Genomic DNA, 16,126 nt, shown 5'->3' with positions numbered 1-16,126 from the left:
CCGGCGACTGAAACCTGTTGGGAGTTTCACATGGCAAACGCCTCCAGCACTTACAGGAAGGCTCTTGAAGGTCATCAGCAACCGAAAAAGGTTCTGGTGAAAGTCGATCGAGTCACCAAGAAGTTCGACGAAACCACTGCGGTGGACGATGTGTCCCTGGAGATCCACCAGGGCGAAATCTTCGCCCTGCTCGGCGGCTCCGGCTCGGGCAAATCGACCCTGCTGCGCATGCTCGCCGGTTTCGAACGGCCGACTGAAGGACGCATTCTGCTCGACGGTGTCGACATCACCGACATGCCGCCGTACGAGCGGCCGATCAACATGATGTTCCAGTCCTACGCCCTGTTCCCGCACATGACGGTTGCGCAGAACATCGCCTTCGGCCTCAAGCAGGACCGTTTGCCGGCCAGCGAAATCGACGCTCGCGTCGAAGAGATGCTGCGCCTCGTCCACATGACCCAATACGCCAAACGCCGCCCGCATCAACTGTCCGGCGGTCAGCGTCAGCGCGTGGCCCTCGCCCGCTCCCTGGCCAAGCGTCCGAAGCTGTTGCTGCTCGACGAACCGATGGGCGCGCTGGATAAAAAGCTGCGTTCGCAGATGCAGCTTGAGCTGGTTGAGATCATCGAGCGCGTCGGCGTGACTTGCGTGATGGTGACCCACGACCAGGAAGAGGCCATGACCATGGCCGAGCGCATCGCGATCATGCACCTGGGCTGGATCGCCCAGATCGGCAGCCCGGTCGACATCTATGAAGCACCGGTCAGCCGCATGGTCTGCGAATTCATCGGCAACGTGAACGCCTTCGACGGCACCGTGGTCGAGGACCTTGAAGGTCACGCGATCATTCACAGCCCGGACTTGCAGCAAAAGATCTACGTCGGTCATGGCGTCAGCACTTCGGTGCAGGACAAGTCGATCACCTACGCGATCCGCCCGGAAAAAATGCTGGTCAGCACGATCAAGCCGGAGACCCGCTACAACTGGTCCGAAGGCAAGGTGCATGACATCGCCTACCTCGGCGGCCACTCGGTGTTCTACGTCGAGTTGCCGAGCGGCAAGATCGTCCAGTCGTTCATGGCCAACGCCGAACGCCGTGGCGCGCGGCCGACCTGGGACGACAAGGTCTACGTCTGGTGGGAAGACGACAGCGGCGTGGTACTGCGCTCATGAGAACCTTCAATCAGCAATTCCTGCGCCTGGTGCCCAGCGGGCGAAAGTTCGTCATCGGCATCCCGTTCATCTGGCTGTTCCTGTTCTTCATGCTGCCGTTCTTCCTGGTGATGAAGATCAGCTTCTCGGAAGCCGCACTGTCGATCCCGCCGTACTCGGAGATCTACACTTACGCCGAACAGAAATTCCAGCTGTTCCTGAACATCGGCAACTACACCATGCTCGGCGAAGACGAGCTGTACCTGTCGGCCTACCTCGGTTCGCTGAAGGTCGCGGCACTGAGCACGATGATGTGCCTGGTGATCGGTTTCCCGATGGCTTACGCAATCACCAAAGCCAGCAAGGAAGCGCAAAATGTCCTGCTGCTGTTGATCATGATGCCGACCTGGACCGCGATCCTGATCCGCGTGTATGCGTGGATGGGTATCCTCAGCAACAACGGTCTGCTCAATGCGTTCCTGATGTGGACCGGGCTCACCGATCACCCGATCGAGATCCTCAACACCAACACCGCCGTCTACATTGGGGTCGTGTATGCCTATCTGCCATTCATGGTACTGCCGCTCTACGCCAACCTGGTGAAGCACGACGGCAGCCTGCTGGAAGCCGCGCAGGATCTGGGTTCGAGCAACTTCAACAACTTCTGGAAAATCACCGTGCCGCTGGCCAAGAACGGCATCATCGCCGGCTGCATGCTGGTGTTCATTCCGGTGGTGGGCGAGTTCGTGATTCCGGAACTGCTGGGTGGCCCGGAGACCCTGATGATCGGTCGCGTGCTGTGGCAAGAGTTCTTCAATAACCGCGACTGGCCGGTGGCGTCTGCTCTGGCGGTGGTGATGCTGTTGATCCTGATTGTGCCGATTCTGCTGTTCAACCGCAGCCAGGCCAAAGAGATGGAGGGACGGGGATGAAACGCTTCGGATTTTCAAAGTTCATGCTGATCTTCGGCCTGCTGTTCATTTATCTGCCGATGCTGATTCTGGTGATCTACTCGTTCAACGCCTCCAAACTGGTAACGGTCTGGGGCGGCTGGTCGATCAAGTGGTACGTCGGCCTGCTCGACAACACCCAACTGATGGGCTCGGTGGTGCGCTCGCTGGAAATTGCCTGCTACACCGCTGTTGCAGCGGTGGCACTGGGCACCCTCGCCGCGTTCGTGCTGACCCGCGTGACACGCTTCAAGGGTCGTACGCTGTTCGGTGGTCTGGTGACCGCGCCGCTCGTTATGCCTGAGGTAATTACCGGTCTGTCGCTGTTGCTGCTGTTCGTGGCGATGGCGCAGTTGATCGGCTGGCCGCAGGAGCGTGGCATCGTCACGATCTGGATCGCCCACACCACGTTTTGTGCCGCTTATGTGGCGGTGGTAGTCTCCGCCCGCTTGCGCGAGCTGGACCTGTCGATCGAAGAAGCGGCGATGGATCTGGGCGCGAAACCGTTCAAGGTGTTTTTCCTGATCACCATCCCGATGATCGCGCCGTCGCTGGCGGCGGGCGGCATGATGTCGTTCGCCCTGTCGCTGGATGACCTGGTGCTGGCGAGCTTCGTGTCCGGTCCGGGTTCCACCACCCTGCCGATGGAAGTGTTCTCGGCCGTGCGTCTGGGCGTGAAGCCCGAGATCAACGCCGTGGCCAGCCTGATTCTGCTGGCGGTGTCGCTGGTGACCTTCCTGGTCTGGTACTTCGGCCGCAAGGCAGAAGCCAACCGCAAGCGTGCGATTCAGGAAGCGATGGATCAGACCGCCAACGAATCGTGGCAGCAACCGCAACCTCAACGAGTGGCAGCGACAGCCTGAGTACCGGGTGGCGAGGGAGGCTCTCCCTCGCCACCGATTCACTGAAATTCCGCTTTGTGTTTTTGAATAAAGCTTTTGAATAAAAAGAATGGAGTTGTACCGATGAAAATGTTTGGCAGGACTCTGCTGACACTGTCCTTAGTGGGCGCAATCGCCACGGGCGTCCAGGCCAACGACAAGGTGCTGCGCGTTTACAACTGGTCGGACTACATCGCCCCGGACACCGTCAAGAAGTTCGAGGACGAGACCGGCATCCGCGTGACCTACGATGTGTTCGACAGCAATGAAACCCTCGAAGCGCGTCTGCTCGCGGGTAAATCCGGCTACGACATCGTGGTGCCGTCCAACAGTTTCCTGGCCAAGCAGATCAAGGCCGGGGTCTATCAGACCCTGGACAAATCGAAGCTGCCGAACTGGAAGAATCTCAACCCGGTGCTGCTGAAAAACGCCTCCGCCAGTGATCCGGGCAACGCTCACGCGTTCCCGTACATGTGGGGCTCGATCGGCATCGGTTTCAACCCGGACAAGGTGCGTGAAGCGCTCGGCAAGAATGCGCCGACCAACTCCTGGGACCTGCTGTTCAAACCGGAAAACGCCGAGAAGCTGAAGGCTTGCGGCATCAGTTTCCTCGACTCGCCGACCGAAATGATCCCGGCTGCCCTGCACTACCTGGGCTATCCGGTGAACGACAAGGACACCGCGCACATCAAGGAAGCCGAGGCGCTGTTCATGAAGATTCGCCCGAACGTGGCGTACTTCCACTCGTCGAAATACATCTCTGACCTGGCCAACGGCAACATCTGCGTGGCGGTCGGTTACTCCGGTGACGTGCTGCAGGCCAAGGCCCGCGCGGTGGAATCGGGCAACAACGTGGTGATCGACTACAGCATTCCCAAAGAAGGTGCCGGCAGCTTCTACGACATGGTCGCCATCCCCCGCGATGCGGCGAACGTCGAGAACGCTTACTTGTTCATGGACTTCCTGATGCGTCCGGACATCATCGCCGAGATCACCAACAGCAACGGCTACAGCAACGCCAACGCCGCCGCCACGCCACTGGTGGACGAAGCGATCCGCAACGACCCGGGCTCGTACCCGTCGCAGGAAGTGATGGCCACGCTGTATGCGGTGCCGGATCAGCCGATTGCCACGCAACGAATCATGACCCGGGGCTGGACCCGGGTGAAACTCGGCAAGTAAACACACATCGATTTCCCGTTCACGCAGCGCCTTACCACCGCTGCACCCTCGCTCTGAACGGCCTCACCTGGCCTCCCTCGGTTCAGGTGAATTCAGGCGCCCTCGGGCGCCTTTTTTTGTGGGCTCAGGTCAGCGGCCAATCCTGAACAATCCGATAACGGCCCTTGTGGGATTCGAACAACGCAAAGCGCTCGGCCCGCAGGAAGAACTCCGGCAGCGTGGCGGATTCCGGCTCCGGAGCGCGATAGTCCCGAGCCAGTGTCAGGTGTGGACGATACTCACGCGTCGATTCTTCAAAACCGAACGGCAACATCGCCTGCTCCAGCGCATAGACCAGTCGCAGCAATCCCTGCGGTGCCTGTTCAGGCGCCAGCGACAACACCCCGGCGCGGCGCCAGACCTGCAAGCGATCCAGCGAAATTCTCAGCGCCTCGCCCGGCGTACTTACTTTGGATGCCGCCTCGCAGACTTCACCGATCTGCGCCAACGGCACCGCGCCGAGAAACAGCAGCGTCAGATGAAAATTGTCCGCCGGCACCGGTTTGCCGGTACGCAAACCCAGTTCACTACGCCACTGAGCAATCGCCTTGCGCTGTGCAGGCGGGCAGTCCAGGGCGAAGAACAGCCGCTTGAACGGTTGTTCGCCGTGCTTGTCATCCGTCATGGCCCCGCTCCCTTGTCGATGTCGATCCGTCGATTCTACACGGCCATTCCTGGCGACTCTCGGCATGGGGTTTATAGTTCAACGATTGCCATCAACCGGAGGACGTCATGCGCGAAATCCTCAGCAAAGAACCCTGGTGGGCTCGACCGCCGAATCCCGGACAAGATGAGAGCGAGCTGGAATGGGGCTGGCTGGTGCATTACAGCGAGGGCGAGCCGCGTTTCGAATTCGTGCGCGAGCGGCCGACGGACGAACAGATTCGCAACCGCAAAGGCTGCCGGATCACACCGTCGGCGGAGTGATCCGGCAGTTCGGCCTCAAGACTCGAGAATGTTCTTGAAGCCACCGAAGATCATCCGCTGCCCATCGAACGGCATCGGATTGACGTCCGGCTGCATACGCGGGTCTTCCATCATTTTCCCCATGCCGGCGTCGCGAGTGGCCTTGTCCGGCCAGACCAGCCAACCGGCCGACACGGTTTCGCCCTCTTTGAGTTTTACGGCCATCGGGAATGAGGTGACCTTGCCGTCCGGCACGTCATCGCCCCAGCCTTGAACCACCTCCAGGGCGCCGTACTCCTTGAACAGTTTCTCGGCGATTTCGCAGTGTTTTTTATACTGTTCACGATTGGCGCTCGGCACGGGTGCGACAAAAACATCGATGTAAGCCATGGTCGTTCTCCTGCGGGTTTAGGGGTCGATCTGCTGAGTAGTCGACTCAGGCGGCCGCCATTCGACAGGAGTGGCGCCCTGGCCGACCGACGGTTCATCACCCCCGCCCAGATTGCCTTCGACCTGCGCCGCCATGTGCAGCGTGCCCGCCATCACCCCGGTCGTCGGGTTCTGCACCAGTTTCAGCCACGCCTTGTCAAAGGTGTTGCCCAGACTGCTTCGGATCAGTGCCTCGCTGTCGGGGCGGTCGCTGGCCTGGATGATGGCGCGGATGCCCGCCACGCCCACCGAAATCAGTCCGCCGACGAGTTTGCCGGCGGCAGCAGCCACCGCACTGGCGGCACCGCGTGGGGCCATCTCCGCTTCCATGCGCTGGCTGGCACGCTTGGCCACCGGAGCCATGCCCGCGTCGGTCGAGGCAATGCCCTTGGCGCCGCCGTCGGTGTGGATTTTATCGATCAACGCCGCGTAGGCTGGCAAGGTGTTCAACGGTTCCGTGCTGACGATCTGGTACAGCGAGGCATCCCGGGCCGGCGGCGGGCCAAGGGCAATGGCGGGGATTTTCTGCAAGTGCCCATTGAACTGGGCGATGGGCACACCGTAGCGCTGGGCGATGACCGGCATCTGCTGTGCCATCAGTTGCGCGTAATAACCGGTGGACTGCGCGAGGATCGCGTCCGGATCGATCTCCACCGCCACCGGCGCCAGGACTCGCTCCTGATATTGCTCCAGCAAATACGCGGCCAGGCGTTTGGACGAAGCATCCTGCTCGCCGCCTGCGCTGATGGTGTACCAACTGACCTTCATCGACAGCCATTCCTGGGTCCAGTAACTGCTGAACCACGGGATGAATTTTTCTTCAGTTTGCTCATAGACGCGAATGCGCCAATGTTCCATCGAGCCGCGGGCAAAAACCTTGACCTGCTCGGTGGACTGGCGGGACGCCGTAACGATGTCCCGGTCGATCTGCTGCCACGTAGCCGGTGAAACCACCACCGGCGGCGCGCTCGCCGGGCCTCGCGCCGTCGTCGCGCAACCGGCCAGCAACATCAGTGCGGCGACGATCAGCGCACGCAGGTTCACGGTGGCGGTGTCCTTTGGGTCAGATCTGGAGGTAACGATTTGAGTATAGGTGCGGGTTTCAGCCGTTTGTCCGGTTGTATCGATCCTCGATCCGGGCGCGGGATTTCAGCTTTTGTTCCAACCATCACTGACGTCGATGATCACCATTACGACGATTGCCTTCCGCATCAAACGCGTCCGGCGCAGGATTCACCCATCCGAGACACACACCACGAGGAGTTCACATCATGAGTCATACCGTCACCCTCTCCGTGAGTTTCCCGGACTTCGGCAACAACTATTACGACCAGCACGTAGTGTCGTTGAAGACACAGCCGCTGGTGTTCAACGAAGATTTCGAAGATCTGCTGATGCCCGCCGCGAGCAATCATTTCAGCAATGAAGTGGTGGGCCTCAACGATCAGTTCCGCTTTCTGAGCGACATACTCGCCACCCATTTGCTGGACATCGAGGCCTCCGTGCCTGCGCGATCCAGCGTCCGGGCGAACGCTCATTTTTAATCGCTGCAACTTGCCGTTCCCTTGAGCAACGGCCATGAAAAAGCCCACTGGCTAATTCGGCTCAGTGGGCTTTTTTTGTCAGCGCCGACGGACTACAAACGTTTCCAGCAATCGGCGTAGCGCGAGCAGACGTCGTACTGCTGCTCCATTTTCGCCATGCGGTCGAGGTGGCGATTGATGGTTTCGACCGTCACCTCTCTGTCCGTCTGGAAATAGAACATGATCATGGTTTTTTCCAGCTCCGCCGGCGCCGCATTCTTGGGTTTGGCGGCTTCGCCGGTTCCTGCCCACTCCTTCAATTGCTTGTCATCCGCGCTACTCAGGCGTTTGCGGTATTCGTCGGTCGAGCGTTGCATGACCAGCGTCTTCTTGGCGGCGAAATCCTGATCGAACGCCTCAAGATTCTGACGATACAGCGTCCAGTATTCGTCCGGCAGATTGAAGCCCAGCTTGGCCTTGCGCTCGCTGATCAGTGAGTCGATTTTTTCCGGTGAGTTGCCCACGACCTTGTCCTTGGTCGTGTCGGAGGTCATCCGGACAAACGTACTGCCGGCAATGATGCGATCCATCATCGCCGTGCGCTCCGGCGTATCGGGCAGCAGCGCAGGTGGTTTCGGAAAGATCGGGCTGCGGCCCTCACAAGCGGCAAATCCGTCACGCCTGATGGTGACGGGTGTACGCACGTCCTTGCCATCAACCCGTTGCAGGCGCTGCATCAAGGTCAAGCATTGGTTGCCCTTGAGTTCGAAGGTGAGTTCATACTCCGTTGCGCGCTCGGGTCTGAAACCGAACACCGCGCCACACACGCCATAGCCCACCTGGGTATTGACCTGCAGGAACACTTCCTTTTCGGGTGGCAACTTCACTTCAAGATAACCACGGGCCTTTTCCGGAGGCGCCACAATCATGCCCACCCGCCGCGGACTGTCTCTGACAAATAAATTGTTCAGGATGCCAGTGGTCAGGCCATCACAATGCTCGGCGTCGAAGTAATTGACGGTGGCATTGTCAGTGTTGGCCACGAAACGCATCTTGGCAGCGTCCGGCCCGGTGGCGTCCTGATAGGTCCCCGTCAGTGCGCAACCACCAAGCCCCGAGAGGGACACCATCAAGCCGAAAAGCGCCGAAGAACGGCGAAGGAGCGAAGTGACTGGCATGTTCATCCTTGAGGGAAAAGCCGCGATGCTACTGAATCGCCACTACTACGTCCATCCCGTCATGCCTGCTCACACACGGTCAATCATCATCCCGGTCACGGTAGTAGCGACGCCCATCGCGGCGATCGTAATCGCGGTCGTCCCAACGCCGATCATGCTCGTAGTAACGGCCATGGTCGCGGTCGTAATGCCGGCCATGGCGGTAGTCATCATCAAAGTCCGCCACACAACCGCCCAGCAATACGGCGGCAGAAACAGTCAGCAACAAGCTTGTTGCACGCATCATTCAGAATTTCCCTAAAACCAAGGTCTTGACGACGGAAGTGGTCAGCGCGGTGCGCGCAACCGCAGTTTCGACCGGGGAAAACACCGATGATTCACTGACGGTCCATGACCGTTGATCGCCTTGTCTGCCTCTGTTCGGGACGCGGGGTGCGAGGGCAAAAATCCGACAAAACCTTTTCCTCTCCCCCGCGGTCACTCCTAGAACAGACCAAGACCGGCAACCACGCCGGCGTGCACGTGCGGGTCATTTGCAACCCGCCGACCTGATCAGAGGAAGCCCAGCCATGAACGATCATCCGCCATCGGGGATGTCCCGACGCCGGTTCCTGATTCTCGGCGCCGTGACAGCGACAGCGTTTGCGCTGCCGCCCTTCATCAGCCTCAAGGCCTACGCGGCCAATCTGGAGCGACCGGCCATGACCAAAGTAACGCTTGAGATCAACGGCAAGCCGCAGGCCCTTGATATCGATACCCGCACCACGCTGCTCGACGCCTTGCGCGAACACCTGCACCTGACCGGCAGCAAAAAAGGCTGCGACCACGGCCAGTGCGGCGCCTGCACGGTGATCGTCGATGGCCGGCGGATCAATTCGTGCCTGACCCTGGCCGTGATGCAGGACGGCGCCAAAGTCACCACCATCGAAGGCCTGGGCATGCCGGACCGATTGCATCCGATGCAAGCGGCGTTCATCAAGCATGACGGTTATCAGTGCGGCTATTGCACACCAGGGCAGATCTGCTCGGCGGTGGCCGTGCTCAAGGAAATCCGCGACGGCATTCCCAGCCACGCCAGTCCGAGCCTGACCGAGCCGCCGCAACTGATCGCCAGCGAGTTGCAGGAACGCATGAGCGGCAACATCTGCCGTTGTGGCGCCTACTCCAACATCATCGAAGCCATCAGCGAAGTTGCGGAGGAATCGGCATGAGAGCCTTCAATTACAGTCGCGCCGATTCCCCCGCCGCAGCCGCTGCACAAGCGGCGCAAACGCAAGGCGCGCGGTTCATCGCCGGCGGCACCAACCTGCTGGACTTGATGAAGCTCGACATCGAAACGCCGCCGCAGTTGATCGACGTCAATCACTTGGGGCTCGACCAGATCGAAGCCATTCCCGAGGGCGGCTTGCGCATCGGTGCGCTGGTGCGCAACACCGATCTAGCCGCCGATCCGCGCGTGCGCAAAGACTACGGCCTGCTCTCCCGTGCCTTGCTGGCCGGAGCCTCGGGGCAGTTGCGTAACATGGCAACCACCGCCGGCAACCTGTTGCAACGCACCCGTTGCCCGTACTTCTACGACACCAATCAGGCCTGCAACAAACGCAATCCCGGCAGTGGTTGCGCGGCGATTGGCGGGGTCACCCGGCAACTCGGCATCATTGGGGTCAGCGACGCGTGCATCGCCACGCATCCGAGCGACATGGCGATTGCCCTGCGTGCGCTGGATGCGCAGATCGAAACCCTCAAGCCCGATGGCAGCACCCGGCGCATCGCCATGGCTGATTTCCACGCCTTGCCCGGCAGTACACCGCATATCGAAACCGCACTCACACACGGCGAATTGATTACCGGCGTAACCCTGCCCGCCCCGGTTGGTGGCACCCACGTCTATCACAAGGTGCGGGATCGCTCGTCCTATGCCTTCGCGCTGGTGTCTGTCGGGTTGATTCTGCAAAAGGACGGCAGCGGCCGCATCGCCGTTGGTGGCATTGCGCCGAAACCCTGGCGTGTCGAGGCCGCAGAAGCGCTACTGCCTCAAGGCGCCAAAGCCGTCAGTGCGCGTCTGCTTGACGGCGCCACGCCAACCCATGACAACCAGTTCAAAGTAACGCTGGTGGATCGCACGCTCGCCTCGGTGCTGGCCCAAGCGAGGGACGAAGCATGAAATTCGACACACCCGCCGCGACCAATCCGATTGACCAGTTGAAGGTCATCGGCAAACCCGCCGACCGCATCGAAGGCCCGCTGAAGACCAGCGGTCAGGCGCCTTACGCTTACGAACAACATGAAGCGGCAAAAAATCAGGCTTACGGCGTCATGGTCGGTGCGGCCATTGCCAAGGGTCGCATCACGCGCATGGATCTGGACGAGGCCCACGCCGCCGCTGGCGTGCTGGCCATTGTCACCGCCGCCAATGCCGGCAAACTCGGCAAGGGCAAATACAATGCCGCACACCTGCTGGCCGGCCCCGAGGTGCAACACTATCACCAGGCAGTGGCGCTGGTGGTCGCTGAAACCTTCGAACAGGCGCGGGCCGCCGCGCAACTTGTGCACGTCGAGTACGCGGCAGACAAAGGCCAGTTCGATCTCGCCGCGGTACGCGATCAGGGCAAAGAACCGAAGGAGGAATTGCCGGACGTCAAACACGGCGATTTCGCCACGGCCTTCGCTGCCGCCCCGGTGCAGTTCGACCAGACATACAGCACCCCGGACCAGTCCCACGCGATGATGGAACCCCACGCGACACTCGCCGCGTGGCAAGGCGATCAACTGACCCTGTGGACCTCGAACCAGATGATTGCCTGGAGCGTCGGCGACGTCGCCACCACCCTCGGCCTGCCCAAAGACAAGGTATGGCTGATATCGCCCTACATCGGCGGCGGTTTCGGCGGCAAGCTGTTCATCCGCGCCGACTCGATCCTCGCCGCACTCGGCGCGCGCCTGGCCAACCGCCCGGTGAAGGTCGCCCTCGCCCGCCCGCAAATCGCCAACAACACCACCCACCGCCCGGCCACCTTCCAGCGCATCCGCATGGGCGCCACGGCGGACGGCAAACTCACCGCAATCGCCCACGAAGGCTGGTCGGGCAACTTGGCCGAGGGCAAGGTCGAAGTCGCTGCACAGCCGAGTCAGTTGCTCTATGCCGGGGAAAACCGCCTGGTGAGCATGCGCCTCGCACCGCTGGATCTGCCCGAAGGCAACGCCATGCGCGCCCCCGGCGAAACCCCGGGCTTGATGGTGCTGGAAATCGCCATGGACGAGATGGCGGAAAAGCTCAAGCTCGACCCGATCCAGTTCCGCATCCTCAACGACACCCAGGTCGATCCGGTGAAAACCGAACGGCCCTTCTCGCAACGACGCCTGATCGAATGCCTGCAAACCGGCGCCGAACACTTCGGCTGGGACAAGCGCAATGCAACGCCCGGCACCCGTCGCGAAGGTCGCTGGCTGATCGGCATGGGCGTGGCGGCGGCGATTCGCAACAACCTGCTGGTGAAATCCGGCGCCCGGGTGCGACTGGAGCGTGACGGCAAGATCACCGTGGAAACCGACATGACCGATATCGGCACCGGCAGCTACACGATCATCGCGCAGACCGCCGCAGAAATGATGGGCGTGGGCCTGGAGGATGTGGTGGTGCATCTGGGGGATTCGAGTTTTCCGGTGTCGTCCGGCTCCGGCGGCCAGTTCGGCGCCAATTGCTCGACCGCCGGGGTCTACGCCGCGTGCATGAAACTGCGCGAAGCGGTGACGACGAAACTGGGCATGACCGAGGGTGACGCGGTGTTCGCCGATGGCCAGGTGCAGCTCGGCAACAAACACGTCCCGTTGCGCAACGCCGCACAAAACGGGGCGATTGAAGCCGAGGACAGCATCGAATTCGCCGATCTCGCCAAGCAGTATCAGCAGTCGACGTTCGGTGCGCATTTCGTTGAAGTGGCGGTCGATTCCGCGACTGGTGAAGTGCGCGTGCGACGCATGCTCGCGGTCTGCGCTGCGGGGCGGATTCTCAACCCGAAATCCGCCCGCAGCCAGGTTATCGGCGCGATGACCATGGGCGTCGGCGCGGCGTTGATGGAAGAACTCGCGGTGGACAAGCGCCTGGGTTTTTTCGTCAATCACGACCTGGCCGGCTACGAGGTGCCGGTACACGCCGACATCCCGCATCAGGAGGTGATCTTCCTCGATGAAACCGACCCGATTTCTTCGCCGATGAAGGCCAAAGGCGTAGGCGAACTGGGGATCTGCGGGGTCAGCGCGGCGGTGGCGAATGCAATCTACAACGCCACTGGTGCGCGGGTGCGGGAGTATCCGATTACCCTGGACAAGATTCTCGATTCGCTGCCGCCTATGACCTGAATCCGCTGGCGCACTAGCATGGGGTGCCAGTGCGCTACTCACTCCTCCGATAGAAATTACCCAACCAGCGCAATCAACTGCTGCCGCTGCGCATCCGTCAGCATCGGCCCGAACCCGGCGCCAGCATTGTCGGCCATGTAACGCGGATTGCCGGTGCCCGGGATCACGCAGGTTACCGCCATGTTCGAGAGCAAAAACTTCAGCGCCAGTTGCGGCCAGCTGTTGACCTGCACGTCCGATACCCAACCCGGCAGGGGTTTGCCTTTGAGTCGGGCCAACAGCCCGCCACCGCCAAACGGCCGATTGCAGATCACCGCCACACCCCGTTCGCGGCACAACGGCAGGATGCGTTTTTCCACGCCACGGTCATCGAGGGCGTAATTTATTTGCAGGAAGTCGAGCGGTTCGGCCTTCAACACCGCTTCCACTTCGTCATAGGCCGAGGGCGTGTAATGGGTGATGCCGATGTAACGGATGCGCCCCTGCTCTTTCCAGTCCCGCAGGGTCGGCAGATGAGTTTGCCAGTCCAGCAAGTTGTGGATCTGCACCAGGTCGATGCGATCGGTGCGCAGCAGACGGAAGGAGTTTTCCATCTGCGCGATGCCCTCCTCGCGCCCGCGGGTCCACACCTTGGTCGCCAAAAACGCCGGTGAGCGCGGTTCGTGAATCGACAACAGCTCGCCGGTGGTTTCCTCGGCGCGGCCATACATGGGTGAACTGTCGATCAGCGTGCCGCCCTTTCTGAACAGTTCATCAAGCACCGCCGGCAATTGTTTATAGGCCGGTTCGCCGGGCGCGACGTCGAAGCCGCGGTAGGTGCCCAGCCCTACCAGAGGCAACAGTTCAGAGCTGGAAGGAATGGCGCGGGTCTGCATGGTCTGGCCTCCGGGGGCACTCGACGACGTGGCGGCAGCCAACGCCCGGTCAAACGTGAAAACGATAGTGACTCCCGCCGCCAACTCGAGCAGACGGCGGCGGGAATAGCCCTCAGTGTGGCTCATGCTGGCTTCTCTGTCGGGTGGATCTGTTGCACCTTGTGTGCGGCGGCAGTCACCGGGGAAGGCTCAACTACACTGCATTGGCGAACCCTCACGCCCCGTTAAAGTTAGTCGAATGTCCAGAATCCTGATGTCACTCGTCGCTTTGCTGCTGGCCCTGTACCTGATCCTGTGTGCAGCGCTGTTCGTGTTCCAGCGCTCGCTGATCTATTTTCCGCAGGCTGGCTCAATGGATTCGGCGGAATCGCGGATGACTCTGACAATGCCCGATGCGGACATTCGCGTCAGTGTCCGCGAGCATTCCGGGGCGCGGGCGTTGATCTATTTCGGTGGCAATGCCGAGGACGTTTCACGCAATCTGCCGGCCTTTGCCGAGACCTTCCCCGACTACGCGATCTACCTGCTGCACTATCGCGGTTTTGGCGGCAGCGGTGGCTCCCCGTCCGAAGAGGCGAATGCCCGGGACGCTCTGGGGTTGTTCGATCAGGTGTTTTCCAGGCATCCGCAGATCGCTCTGATCGGGCGCAGCCTGGGTTCCGGTGTCGCGGTGCGGCTGGCCAGTCAGCGGCCGGTGACACGGCTGATTCTGGTCACACCCTTCAACAGTCTCCAGGAACTCGCCGTCCGGCTTTACCCATGGGTGCCGGTGAAATGGCTACTCAAGGAGCGTTACGAATCCGGCAAATACGCCGAGCATATCCGTGCGCCGACCCTGCTGCTGGCGGCGAGCGATGACGAGGTGGTGCCACGGGGTAGCAGCGAACGCCTGCTGCGCAGTTTCCCCGATGGCGTGGCAACCCTGAAAGTGGTGGCGGAGGCAACGCACAATACGATTTCCGAACGCCCGCAATACCTGCAATGGATGAAGGAAGTGTTGAACCGGTGAGCGGCCACTGCGCAGTTCGTCGGCGTCCGGACAAAGCCATGGGCGCCCCGTGAACCAAGTGCAGAAAGGTCAGTCCTACACGCGCCGCATTCGCGGTTAACTCCCTGTCAGCACTGTCTTTTTCAGAGTCTTGCGTCCCATGCGCCACGCCGTTCGTTCGTCTCGCTTCGTATCGCTGTGCCTGTTGCTCCTTTCTCCTTTGCTCGCCCCCTCCGCCCATGCTGGCGCGGAGCGACAACTGGCGGCCGCCATCAATGACCTGCGCGCCCATCCGCAACGCTGTGACCGGCGTGCGGGACAACGCCTGGCGCCGCTGGCGCTCAAGCAGAACATTGCGTTGCCCATTGGTTATGGCTACGGCGGCGGTGGGTTGCGCGAGCAGTTGAAGTCTTCCGGTTATGCGGCGGTGGCCGTGCGCAGCATCCGCATTGTCGGGGCCGAAGATGCCGAAGAGGCGTTCGATCAGTTGCAGGACGAACACTGCAGCGCATTGATCGACGCGCAGTACGCTGACATCGGCATCAGCCGCGCCCGCAGTGAGTGGCAAGTGGTGCTGGCCCGGCCGGTGATCGACAGTCGCATGGGCGACAACCGCAGCGTCGGCAAGGCCCTGCTGGCGCAAGTCAACGCTGCCCGCGCCCGGCCCCGGATGTGCGGACGCCAGCGTTTCGCCGCCGCCCGGCCCCTGAGTTGGAACCCGTCCCTCGGCGCCGCTGCCCAGGGTCACAGCAAGGCCATGGCCTACGGCAACTACTTCGCTCACCAGGACCCGGACGGCGACATGCCGGCCGACCGTGCCCACGCCGCCGGCTACCGTGGCCGGCAGATCGGCGAGAACATCGCTGCCGGGCAAAGCTCACCGGGCAGCGCGATGGCCGGCTGGCTCGCCAGCCCCGGGCACTGCGCCAACCTGATGAACCCGATGTTCACCCAGGTCGGCGCCGGATTTGCCAGTGATGCCCGCAGTGACAACGGTGTGTACTGGACGATGCTGTTCGGCGCGCCCTGACTCACTTCGGCCGGCGCACCGCCCGTACGCTGTTGGTGTCCCCACCGCCACAGTAGAAACGTTCACCGCCATCGGCTTCCAGTCCCGAGACGCCGATGCCGTTGGGCAACGCGAGGCTTTCGAGAACTTCGCCGTTGCCCGGATCGACACGCCGGATCTCGCTTTCATCGCCTTCCCACGTCCCATGCCACAGCGCACCGTCAACCCAGGTCACGCCGGTGACAAAGCGGTTTGACTCCAGCGTGCGGAGGATCTTGCCGGTCTGCGGGTCGATCTGATGGATCTTGCGCTCGCGATACTGCCCGACCCACAACGTGCCCTCGGCCCAGGCCATGCCCGAGTCGCCACCACCGCCGGGGGCTGCGATGGTATGGAGCACCTTGCCGGTGGCCGGATCGATCTTGTGGATACGCCGGTCGGCAATCTGATACAGATGCTTGCCGTCGAATGCGGTACCACCATCGGCCCCGACCTTGATGGTGCGCACGGTCTGGCCGCTGGCCGGGTCCAGCGCATTGAGCTGGCCGTCGCTGGCGAACCAGACCTGCTGGCCGTCGAAGGTCACACCATGGACGCCGTGGATGCCTTCGAACGGGCCGTATTCACGAAGGATTTCTGCGTTTGCCTGTTTCAT

18 protein-coding genes are annotated in these 16,126 nt (G+C 61.5%); 11 read left to right on the top strand and 7 right to left on the bottom strand.

Translation table 11 applies throughout. From position 1 onward, the window contains the following. Positions 1-30: 30 nt before the first annotated feature. The 4 genes from potA to NH234_RS12340 all read left to right on the top strand — a co-directional run bounded on the left by potA (position 31) and on the right by NH234_RS12340 (position 4,165). Complete coding sequence (gene potA / locus NH234_RS12355; protein ID WP_007957110.1) at positions 31-1,173, top strand: polyamine ABC transporter ATP-binding protein; 1,143 nt, start codon at positions 31-33, stop codon at positions 1,171-1,173. After that, positions 1,170-2,084 carry an ABC transporter permease subunit gene (locus tag NH234_RS12350; RefSeq protein WP_085708654.1) on the top strand — a complete coding sequence of 305 codons (915 nt, stop codon included), beginning with the start codon at positions 1,170-1,172 and terminating at the stop codon, positions 2,082-2,084. The genes potA and NH234_RS12350 overlap by 4 nt, the downstream gene beginning before the upstream one ends. Then, positions 2,081-2,965, top strand: coding sequence for an ABC transporter permease subunit (locus tag NH234_RS12345; protein ID WP_367256717.1), 885 nt, complete (start codon positions 2,081-2,083; stop codon positions 2,963-2,965). The genes NH234_RS12350 and NH234_RS12345 overlap by 4 nt, the downstream gene beginning before the upstream one ends. Positions 2,966-3,067: 102 nt before the next feature. Then, positions 3,068-4,165: a polyamine ABC transporter substrate-binding protein gene (locus NH234_RS12340; protein ID WP_367256715.1), complete on the top strand. Its 1,098-nt coding sequence runs from the start codon at positions 3,068-3,070 to the stop codon at positions 4,163-4,165. A 124-nt stretch (positions 4,166-4,289) separates the two neighbouring features. Here NH234_RS12340 and thpR read toward each other — a convergent pair whose 3' ends face one another. Beyond that, positions 4,290-4,829, bottom strand: a complete 540-nt coding sequence (gene thpR, locus NH234_RS12335) for an RNA 2',3'-cyclic phosphodiesterase (protein ID WP_367256713.1) — start codon at positions 4,827-4,829, stop codon at positions 4,290-4,292. Positions 4,830-4,936: 107 nt separating this feature from the next. On the opposite strand from thpR, the gene NH234_RS12330 reads away from it, so the two are divergent. After that, entirely contained in the window at positions 4,937-5,131 is a 195-nt protein-coding gene (locus NH234_RS12330; RefSeq protein WP_007957125.1) for a hypothetical protein, read from the top strand. A gap of 15 nt (positions 5,132-5,146) precedes the next feature. Here NH234_RS12330 and NH234_RS12325 read toward each other — a convergent pair whose 3' ends face one another. Then, positions 5,147-5,500: a DUF1428 domain-containing protein gene (locus NH234_RS12325; RefSeq protein WP_367256711.1), complete on the bottom strand. Its 354-nt coding sequence runs from the start codon at positions 5,498-5,500 to the stop codon at positions 5,147-5,149. An 18-nt stretch (positions 5,501-5,518) separates the two neighbouring features. Next, entirely contained in the window at positions 5,519-6,583 is a 1,065-nt protein-coding gene (locus NH234_RS12320; RefSeq protein ID WP_367256709.1) for a hypothetical protein, read from the bottom strand. A 227-nt stretch (positions 6,584-6,810) separates the two neighbouring features. Here NH234_RS12320 and NH234_RS12315 point away from each other — a divergent pair, with 227 nt between their 5' ends. Further along, complete coding sequence (locus NH234_RS12315; protein WP_367256708.1) at positions 6,811-7,083, top strand: hypothetical protein; 273 nt, start codon at positions 6,811-6,813, stop codon at positions 7,081-7,083. Positions 7,084-7,175: 92 nt separating this feature from the next. On the opposite strand, the gene NH234_RS12310 is transcribed toward NH234_RS12315, so the two are convergent. Then, entirely contained in the window at positions 7,176-8,240 is a 1,065-nt protein-coding gene (locus NH234_RS12310) for a hypothetical protein (RefSeq protein WP_367256706.1), read from the bottom strand. Between the two features lie 79 nt (positions 8,241-8,319). Beyond that, positions 8,320-8,526, bottom strand: coding sequence for a hypothetical protein (locus NH234_RS12305; protein ID WP_085733132.1), 207 nt, complete (start codon positions 8,524-8,526; stop codon positions 8,320-8,322). 283 nt (positions 8,527-8,809) lie between these two features. Between NH234_RS12305 and paoA the strand changes: the two genes are divergently transcribed. From paoA to paoC, 3 genes are read left to right on the top strand one after another with little or no spacing between them, the layout of a single operon-like run. Further along, positions 8,810-9,451 carry an aldehyde dehydrogenase iron-sulfur subunit PaoA gene (gene paoA / locus NH234_RS12300; protein WP_085733133.1) on the top strand — a complete coding sequence of 214 codons (642 nt, stop codon included), beginning with the start codon at positions 8,810-8,812 and terminating at the stop codon, positions 9,449-9,451. Beyond that, complete coding sequence (locus NH234_RS12295) at positions 9,448-10,404, top strand: xanthine dehydrogenase family protein subunit M (RefSeq protein WP_367256704.1); 957 nt, start codon at positions 9,448-9,450, stop codon at positions 10,402-10,404. The genes paoA and NH234_RS12295 overlap by 4 nt, the downstream gene beginning before the upstream one ends. Beyond that, positions 10,401-12,599, top strand: a complete 2,199-nt coding sequence (gene paoC, locus NH234_RS12290) for an aldehyde oxidoreductase molybdenum-binding subunit PaoC (protein ID WP_367256702.1) — start codon at positions 10,401-10,403, stop codon at positions 12,597-12,599. Before NH234_RS12295 ends, paoC begins: the two co-directional genes overlap by 4 nt. Positions 12,600-12,655: 56 nt before the next feature. On the opposite strand, the gene NH234_RS12285 is transcribed toward paoC, so the two are convergent. Beyond that, the gene (locus NH234_RS12285) at positions 12,656-13,600 is read right to left on the bottom strand and encodes an aldo/keto reductase (RefSeq protein ID WP_367256701.1); all 945 of its coding nucleotides are present in this window, start codon (positions 13,598-13,600) and stop codon (positions 12,656-12,658) included. 112 nt (positions 13,601-13,712) lie between these two features. Here NH234_RS12285 and NH234_RS12280 point away from each other — a divergent pair, with 112 nt between their 5' ends. Together NH234_RS12280 and NH234_RS12275 are read left to right on the top strand one after the other, a co-directional pair. Further along, on the top strand, positions 13,713-14,483 hold the full coding sequence (locus NH234_RS12280) for an alpha/beta fold hydrolase (protein ID WP_085733137.1): 771 nt from the start codon (positions 13,713-13,715) through the stop codon (positions 14,481-14,483). 139 nt (positions 14,484-14,622) lie between these two features. Next, the gene (locus tag NH234_RS12275; protein ID WP_085733138.1) at positions 14,623-15,492 is read left to right on the top strand and encodes a CAP domain-containing protein; all 870 of its coding nucleotides are present in this window, start codon (positions 14,623-14,625) and stop codon (positions 15,490-15,492) included. A gap of 1 nt (position 15,493) precedes the next feature. On the opposite strand, the gene NH234_RS12270 is transcribed toward NH234_RS12275, so the two are convergent. Beyond that, entirely contained in the window at positions 15,494-16,126 is a 633-nt protein-coding gene (locus NH234_RS12270) for a glutamine cyclotransferase (protein WP_367256700.1), read from the bottom strand.

It is taken from the genome of Pseudomonas sp. stari2 (assembly GCF_040760005.1).
GTDB lineage: Bacteria > Pseudomonadota > Gammaproteobacteria > Pseudomonadales > Pseudomonadaceae > Aquipseudomonas.
The sequence above is the reverse complement of the archived record's forward strand: the minus strand, read 5'-3'. Positions and strand labels throughout refer to the sequence as shown.

Bases quoted from the DNA above. Each gene is read 5' to 3' on its own strand.
- NH234_RS12305 (WP_085733132.1), bottom strand. From the start codon at position 8,526: ATGATGCGTGCAACAAGCTTGTTGCTGACTGTTTCTGCCGCCGTATTG.
- thpR (WP_367256713.1), bottom strand. From the start codon at position 4,829: ATGACGGATGACAAGCACGGCGAACAACCGTTCAAGCGGCTGTTCTTC.
- NH234_RS12350 (WP_085708654.1), top strand. From the start codon at position 1,170: ATGAGAACCTTCAATCAGCAATTCCTGCGCCTGGTGCCCAGCGGGCGA.
- NH234_RS12295 (WP_367256704.1), top strand. From the start codon at position 9,448: ATGAGAGCCTTCAATTACAGTCGCGCCGATTCCCCCGCCGCAGCCGCT.
- paoC (WP_367256702.1), top strand. From the start codon at position 10,401: ATGAAATTCGACACACCCGCCGCGACCAATCCGATTGACCAGTTGAAG.
- NH234_RS12275 (WP_085733138.1), top strand. From the start codon at position 14,623: ATGCGCCACGCCGTTCGTTCGTCTCGCTTCGTATCGCTGTGCCTGTTG.
- potA (WP_007957110.1), top strand. From the start codon at position 31: ATGGCAAACGCCTCCAGCACTTACAGGAAGGCTCTTGAAGGTCATCAG.
- NH234_RS12315 (WP_367256708.1), top strand. From the start codon at position 6,811: ATGAGTCATACCGTCACCCTCTCCGTGAGTTTCCCGGACTTCGGCAAC.
- paoA (WP_085733133.1), top strand. From the start codon at position 8,810: ATGAACGATCATCCGCCATCGGGGATGTCCCGACGCCGGTTCCTGATT.
- NH234_RS12270 (WP_367256700.1), bottom strand. From the start codon at position 16,126: ATGAAACAGGCAAACGCAGAAATCCTTCGTGAATACGGCCCGTTCGAA.
- NH234_RS12340 (WP_367256715.1), top strand. From the start codon at position 3,068: ATGAAAATGTTTGGCAGGACTCTGCTGACACTGTCCTTAGTGGGCGCA.
- NH234_RS12280 (WP_085733137.1), top strand. From the start codon at position 13,713: ATGTCCAGAATCCTGATGTCACTCGTCGCTTTGCTGCTGGCCCTGTAC.
- NH234_RS12330 (WP_007957125.1), top strand. From the start codon at position 4,937: ATGCGCGAAATCCTCAGCAAAGAACCCTGGTGGGCTCGACCGCCGAAT.
- NH234_RS12325 (WP_367256711.1), bottom strand. From the start codon at position 5,500: ATGGCTTACATCGATGTTTTTGTCGCACCCGTGCCGAGCGCCAATCGT.
- NH234_RS12285 (WP_367256701.1), bottom strand. From the start codon at position 13,600: ATGAGCCACACTGAGGGCTATTCCCGCCGCCGTCTGCTCGAGTTGGCG.
- NH234_RS12345 (WP_367256717.1), top strand. From the start codon at position 2,081: ATGAAACGCTTCGGATTTTCAAAGTTCATGCTGATCTTCGGCCTGCTG.
- NH234_RS12310 (WP_367256706.1), bottom strand. From the start codon at position 8,240: ATGCCAGTCACTTCGCTCCTTCGCCGTTCTTCGGCGCTTTTCGGCTTG.